5 protein-coding genes and 1 pseudogene are annotated in these 6,640 nt (G+C 75.0%); 5 read left to right on the plus strand and 1 reads right to left on the minus strand.

Features of this window, described 5'->3' with window-relative positions; all coding sequences use genetic code 11:
• Positions 1-792 (plus strand): annotated as a pseudogene (locus tag ACFUEL_RS32195) (hypothetical protein); the annotation flags it as partial.
• 119 nt (positions 793-911) lie between these two features.
• Here the strand turns inward: ACFUEL_RS32195 and ACFUEL_RS32200 are convergent.
• Positions 912-1,163: a DUF397 domain-containing protein gene (locus tag ACFUEL_RS32200; protein WP_380240520.1), complete on the minus strand. Its 252-nt coding sequence runs from the start codon at positions 1,161-1,163 to the stop codon at positions 912-914.
• 260 nt (positions 1,164-1,423) lie between these two features.
• Here ACFUEL_RS32200 and ACFUEL_RS32205 point away from each other — a divergent pair, with 260 nt between their 5' ends.
• The 4 genes from ACFUEL_RS32205 to ACFUEL_RS32220 all read left to right on the plus strand — a co-directional run bounded on the left by ACFUEL_RS32205 (position 1,424) and on the right by ACFUEL_RS32220 (position 6,386).
• Entirely contained in the window at positions 1,424-1,921 is a 498-nt protein-coding gene (locus tag ACFUEL_RS32205; protein ID WP_380240521.1) for a hypothetical protein, read from the plus strand.
• Positions 1,922-2,042: 121 nt separating this feature from the next.
• Positions 2,043-2,510 carry a hypothetical protein gene (locus ACFUEL_RS32210; RefSeq protein ID WP_380240522.1) on the plus strand — a complete coding sequence of 156 codons (468 nt, stop codon included), beginning with the start codon at positions 2,043-2,045 and terminating at the stop codon, positions 2,508-2,510.
• Between the two features lie 246 nt (positions 2,511-2,756).
• The gene (locus ACFUEL_RS32215) at positions 2,757-3,770 is read left to right on the plus strand and encodes an NAD-dependent epimerase/dehydratase family protein (protein ID WP_380240524.1); all 1,014 of its coding nucleotides are present in this window, start codon (positions 2,757-2,759) and stop codon (positions 3,768-3,770) included.
• Between the two features lie 324 nt (positions 3,771-4,094).
• The gene (locus ACFUEL_RS32220; protein ID WP_380240526.1) at positions 4,095-6,386 is read left to right on the plus strand and encodes a hypothetical protein; all 2,292 of its coding nucleotides are present in this window, start codon (positions 4,095-4,097) and stop codon (positions 6,384-6,386) included.
• The last annotated feature ends 254 nt before the right edge of the window (positions 6,387-6,640 follow it).

The raw sequence follows: 6,640 nt of genomic DNA on the forward strand, positions 1-6,640 counted from the left end.
TCGCCGACCAGGGCCCTGCTGGTCGCCGGACCGGAAGCGAAACCCGAACGCGCCTGGTACCGGCGGCTGGTGCCGTTCGTCGTCCCGGTGATCCTGGTCGCGGGCGCGACCACCGCCGTGGAACTGCTCCCGTACGGCTCCCCGCCGAAGGAGACCCAGGGCTCGCCGAAACTCCCCGACTCCACCGACCCGGCCGCCCCCGCGAACTCCGCCGGCTCCACCGGACCGTCGACGTCCGGCACCCCCACCACCGCCGGCCCGACGCCGGACACCGGCGCCTCCGCCACCCCGCCCGCCGCGCCGACCCCGGACGCGGACGCGACCCCGGACGCGGGCGGACCGGGCAACGGCGGTGGCAGGGGCGGCAGTTCGACGGGCAGCGGTTCGACGGGCGGCAGCACCGGCAAGAAGTCCGGCTCGACCCCCGCCACCACCCCCGAGCCGAACCCGGCACCCACCCGCACGCCGGCACCGGCACCGACGCCCGCCAAGGCGTACGGCCCCCGCTGCGTGTTCAACGGGCAGGCGACCTGCAGCAGCGACGACCCGACCGTCGAGATGACCTACACCGGCGGCTGGACCGACTGCACGTTCACCTTCACCACCACCTGGGGCGACGGCACCACCACCTACACGGACGTCGCCGGCACCGGCTCCACGGACGTGCGCAAGGTCTACGCCACCCACCACTACGCCCGCCCCGGCACCTACACGATCAACCTCCGGGCGGTCACCGACTCCGGCTTCTGCCTGGCCACCGGAGGCACCTTCACCTTCACCCTGACCGGCTGACCGGCTGACCGGCTGACCGGCTGACCGGTGGGCCCGTGGACGACCCGGGCCGACGGCTGCCCGAACCGGGGGAGGCGGAGCCGAGCCGATCGGATCCGGTCCCGCCTTCCGCCTCCCCCTCAGCCCTCCTGCGGTGGCCGGCCGACCTCTACCCGGACGTGGCCGCCGCCCGTCGTGGAGTCGTAGGCGCCCGCCCGTACGGACCCCACGAAGGCGGCCCAGGTGCGGGGGCCGAAGCGCAGGGCAGAGCCCTCCGGGTCCTTCGAGTCCCGTACGCCGATGCCCGCCGCGATGTCGGCGACTTCCACGCAGCAGGCGTTCTCGTTGAGGCTGTACGAGCTCTTCCGCCACCTGATCGCCGGTTCCCTCATGGCGTGCTCTCCTCTCCCGTACCGTACGCAGGGGACGCCGCGCGAAAACCCGGCGGCGATTTTCGTCTCCGGCCCGCCCGGTGGCGGGCGGGTGGCAGTGTCCGCTACGGTACGCGCCGGCTCGCCCGTGGCGGAATCCACGGATCGGCGTAGGAACGTCCGCTTCGCCGGTCGGTGCGGGAGCACCGGGAGGGGGCGCTCGTCTCCTTCACCGCCGGTTCCGCGGCGGGGAGTTGGGCCCCTGCGGCATACTCTGGGCCGTGATGAATTCCGATCGGACAGGCGGGCCGGCACCGGAGGTGCCCGTTCCCGCGCCCCGGGGCCTGCTCGGGACGGTGTGGCGCGCGCTGCTGGTGCTGGTCGCGGCCCTGGCGGCGATCGCCGCCGGAGGCTGGGGCACCTCGAAGGCCGCGGAGATCGACTCGCGGTTGGCGGCGGCGCCCGCGATGGCGGCCGGGTTCGTCGTCCTCGCCACCGGGCTGTCCATGCTCCGGGCCAAGCCCTGGTACGTCCTGGTGCCCGGCCTCGCGGCGGTGGCGGCCACCTCCTCCGGCGGCCTGGCGTTCCACTTCCACCTGGTCACCGACGGGCGGATCCGCCTGGACACCCTCGGCATCCGGGTGCTGGCGGGCAGCCTCGCGGTCGGCCTCCTCGTCACCGTCGTCGGCCTCCTGGTCGCCGTCGTCGTGGGCCACCGCCACCCCTGGGAGGCCCCGCCCAAGGGCAGCGGACCGGTCGGCGGCACCGCGCCGAACTGACCGGGTTCCAGGGCGAGTTCGTTGCCGTGGGCCGGTGGTGCCGGTACGGAGTTCCGCGCCGGGGCCGTGCCGCTGCGGCATACTCTGGTTCGTGACGACTGTTGATCGAACGGGGGGACCGGTGCCGGAGGCGCGCGTCCCCGAGCCCCGGAGCGTTCCGGAGACGGTGTGGCGTGCGCTGCTGGTGCTGGTCACGGCCCTGGCCGTGATCCCCGCCGGAGCCTGGGTCACGTCCAAGTTCCTGGACACGGACGGGAAGTACGCGATGGTGCCCGGACTGGTGGCCGGGGGTGCCGTCCTCGTCCTCGGGATCTCCACGCTCCGCTGCAAGATCTGGTACATCGGCGTACCCGGGATCGCGACGGTGGCGGCCACCTTCGCCGGCGGCCTGGCGCTCTCCTCCCACCTGGTCTCCGACGGACGGCTCCACCTGGAGAACCTCGGCCTGCGGCTGCTGGCGGGCAGCCTCGCGCTCACCCTCCCCGTCGCCGTCCTCGGTGTCCTGGTCGCCGCCGTCGCGGGCCACCGCCACCCCTGGGAGCCCCCGCCGAAGGACGAGGCGGGCCCGGTGCCCCCCACCGCCCGCTGAGTCGGGGCGGGCCGGGGGCGACGGGCTGACAGCGGCGGTCGCCCGCTGCTAGGTTCGTCCGCGTCGGATGCGGCGGAGCTGCCGTGCCGGGTGCGGCGGAGCTGCCGTGCCGGGGTGTGCCGGAGGGGGTGGGGTTGATGGTTGCCGGGAGCGGGTTCCGTCACGTCCCGAACCGGGTCGCCGACTGAGCGGGCTGCTGCCGCCGGCGGGCCGGGCCGCTTCACGACTCCGGAGTTCACCACCACCATGCACAACCCTTCTTCTCCGTACGTTCCTTCCCGCCCGCTGAGCCTGCTCGTGCTGGGCGGCACGCGTTTCGTGGGTCGCACCCTCGTCGAGGCCGCGCTGGCCGGGGGGCACCGGGTGACGCTGTTCAACCGCGGGCGGACGGCGCCCGCGCTCTTCCCCGACGCCGCGGGCGTCGAGACCGTGCTCGGCGACCGCACGGCCGACCTGTCCGCGCTCGACGGGCGGCGCTGGGACGCCGTGGTCGACGTGGCGGGCTACGAGCCGGAGGTGGTCCGCCGCTCGGTGGCGGCGCTGGCCGGTCGGGTCGGCCGGTACGTCTTCGTCTCCTCGCTGTCGGTGCTGGCCGACCAGGCCACCGTGCAGGACGAGAGCGGTGAACTGCTCGACCTCGACGGCGAGTTGGCGCCGCACCAGCTCTACGGCGCGCGCAAGGCGGCCTGCGAGCGGATCGTGCTGGACGCCTGCGGGGAGCGGGCCTGCGTGGTCCGCCCCGGCATGATCGTCGGACCGTACGACCCGACCGACCGCTTCCCGTACTGGCCGCGACGCTTCCAGCGCGGCGGCCGGGTGCTGCTGCCGGGCGCACCGGAGGACGCCGCCCAGTTCGTCGACGTCCGCGACCTGGCCGGGTGGATCCTGGGCTGCGTCGAGCGGCAGCGCGCCGGCGTGTACCACGTGACCGGGCGCACCCTGCCGTTCGGTGAGTTCTTCGCCGCCTGCCGGGAGGTGGTGAACCCCGCCGCGGAACCGGTCTGGGTCGGCGGTGAACTGCTGCTGCGGGCCGGCGTCGACCCGTGGATGGGCGTGCCGATGTGGATCGCCGGCCCCGAGTGCGCGGCGATCAACCGGGTGGACGTCTCCCGCGCCCTGGCCGCCGGGCTGACGTACCGTCCGCTCGCCGAAACCATCGCCGACACGCTGGCCTGGGACAACGCGCGCGGCGGCCCGGCCGCCGGCACGGAAGGGCTCACGGCGGAGGCGGAACGGCGGCTGCTGGACGAGCTGACCTGACCCGCCGCTGAGCCGGGCGGGGCCCCGGGCCGGGGACGACGAGCGGCCCTGGCCCCGCTCGGCAGGGCCGTAGGCGCCCGGCACGCCGACAGCACGCACCGAGGGGGCACCCCCAGCCCCCCGGGGGGGGCGGAGGTTCGGGGCCCGGCTTCGGGATCCAGGGGTGTGCGGTGGCGGCCCTCGCGGTGCTGACGGTGGAAGGCGGCACGAGGTGGTTCGTAAGCGCATCGGGTGACAGCACCGGCCCCGTCGCTGGAACGCCCCGGTCCGGCAGCGTTGGCTTCTGTCACCGTGTCAACCGGAGCGAACCCATCGGGTGATCAGATGAGACCGTACGAACCACACCGCCCAGCCGTCCGGGTCCTGGCCCGAACCGCGACGGTCGCTGCCGCGCTGGCGCTGCTCGGCGCGGCGCCCGCGCTGAGCGCACTGCCACCGGCCGACCCCTACGCCAACGGCACGCCGATCACGCTGTCGGGCACCAACGACCCGGCGGCCGGGAAGTACGACTTCACCGGCAACCTGGTCTACGGCGGCGGCAACAACGTCAGCCCGCCGCTGACGTCGACCGACCTGAGCGTGGACGCCACCGCCCGCTACCACCAGAACATCTACGGCGGGAACTTCGCCGGCGACCTGGACGGCCCGGCGAAACTTGCCTACGCCGGTGCCACCCCGGACCTGACGAGCACCGCCGCCCGGGGCTACCAGGCGTTCTTCCTGACCGGCGGCAACAAGAGCGGCACCAGCGGGCCGACCACCGTCACCATGACCGACGGCTGGGTGCGCGGCTGGGTGCTCGGCGGCGGCGAGGGCCCGGTGGTCGGCGACACCCACGTCGTGGTGAGCGGCGGACTGATCGGGCCGATGCCGGCCTCCACCGAGACCGTCGGCCAGGCCGAGATCTACGGCGGCGGGATCAACCCCGGTGGCACGGTGCGCGGCGACACCCACGTCACCGTCAAGGGCGCGGTCTACGACGCGGCCACCTACCGGCCCGGCGACAAGGTCACCCTGGTGCGCCAGCACGTGCTCGGCGGCGGCTCCTCCGGCGCGGTGGTCACCGGGAACACGTACGTGTCCATCGAGGGCGGCACCGTGATGGGCATGGTCTGCGGCGGCCCCGGCGGCGGCGGAGTGGCCAGCAACCTGATCGGCGACACCCACGTCACCGTCAGCGGCGGCAGGCTCACCACCCTCGCCGGCTCCGCCGCCGGCGGGTCCGTGTTCGGCGGCGGCTACGCCGGCAAGACCCTCGGCGGCGGCCAGAACGTCACCGGCAGCACCCACGTCACCATCGAACCCGGTGCCGACCTGACCGGCTCCGTCTACGGCGGCGGCTACGCGGGCTCCAGCGGCCTGCAGCCCAACACCGTCAGCGGCGACGCCGACGTCCTGGTGCACGGCGGCCGCATCGGCACCAACCTCTACGCCGGCGGCTACGGCTCCTCCAAGGTCAACGGCACCGCCACCGTCCGGCTCCAGGACATCGCGCCCGGCAACCCCTTCGCCGCCGACTTCACCCGCCAGCTGCTGCGCGGCGGCATCGGCACCGGCGGCACCGCGAACGCCGTCTTCGACCACTACACCGCCGGCTACCTGGGCAGCGTCGGCACCACCGGCACCGGCCAACTGGACACCGTCCGGTTCGTCAACGGCACCGAACTGGCCGTCACCCCCGCCAAGTTCTTCGGCCGCAACTGGACCGTCGGCGACGGTTCCCGCGTCGACGTCGCCGCCCCCGGCACCATGAGCACCGTCTCCTTCACCACCGCCGGCACCCTGCGGCTGAACGCCCCCGCCGCGCCCGCGAACCTCACCGCCACCGTCGGCAAGGACTGGCGCTCCGACGGCGGCACCCTGGCGATGTCCGCGACCACCGACACCGCCAAGAACTTCCTCGACATCACCGGCGCCGCCGGCTTCGCCCCCACCGCCGACCGCGCCGCCGGCGGGCCCGTCGACATCGCCCTCGCCCTCGACGGGGGCTGGGACGGCTCCCGGATCGACCTGGTCCGCTCCGGCGCCCCCAGCCAGGCCGGCGCGTTCACCATGACGCCGGTCCCGGTCGACAACGCCGCCTTCCACGGCCTGGCCGTGCTGCGCTCGGAGACCAACGCCAAGGGCGGCATCACCTGGTACCTGGCCGCCGAGCCCCGCTACACCGTCGTGGTGCACAACGGCACCCTGCCCGGCGGCGCCACCACCGGCGACTTCGCCGCGGGCGACCCGGTCCGGCTGAGCGCCGACGAACGGCCCGGCGAGCGCTTCACCGGCTGGAGCGTCGACGCGGGCGGCCCGCTCACCGGCCTCGACCCCACCGCCGCGCGGACCTCCTTCACCATGCCCGCCAACGACGTGGTCGTCACCGCCCACTTCGAGCCCGACCCGGGCCCCAGCCCGACGCCCACGCCGAGCCCGACGCCAACCCCCACGCCGAGCCCGACACCGACGCCCGGTCCGACACCGAGCCCGACCTGGCCGCCGCACCCCCCGGGCCCGCTGCCGCCCACCGGGACCTCCTCCGTGCTCGGCCTGGCCTCCGTCATGGCCGTGATCCTGACCCTGGCCGGAGCCGTCCTGCTACGGCAGTGGCACCTGCGCCGCCGCCACTGACACCGCACGCCCCGTGAACCACGGGCGGGGGCGGAGGACCTGAACCGGCCCTCCGCCCCCGCCCCTTCCCGTTCCGGCAACGCGTCACCCGCATCGCCGGGCGGTCGGCAGCCCGCCCGCTCCGAGCAGCCGCCCGCCGCCGGGGCCGCCGAGGGTCCGGCCGAAGACGCTGTTCAACCGCGGGCGGACGGCGCCCGCGCTCTTCCCCGACGCCGCGGGGGTCGAGACCGTGCTCGGCGACCGCACGGCCGACC

Source organism: Kitasatospora sp. NPDC057198 (assembly GCF_042670125.1).
Classification (GTDB): Bacteria; Actinomycetota; Actinomycetes; order Streptomycetales; family Streptomycetaceae; genus Kitasatospora.

What these genes read in the sequence shown, in the direction of transcription:
- ACFUEL_RS32200 (WP_380240520.1), bottom strand. Translation starts at nt 1,163, where the DNA reads ATGAGGGAACCGGCGATCAGGTGGCGGAAGAGCTCGTACAGCCTCAAC.
- ACFUEL_RS32220 (WP_380240526.1), top strand. Translation starts at nt 4,095, where the DNA reads ATGAGACCGTACGAACCACACCGCCCAGCCGTCCGGGTCCTGGCCCGA.
- ACFUEL_RS32215 (WP_380240524.1), top strand. Translation starts at nt 2,757, where the DNA reads ATGCACAACCCTTCTTCTCCGTACGTTCCTTCCCGCCCGCTGAGCCTG.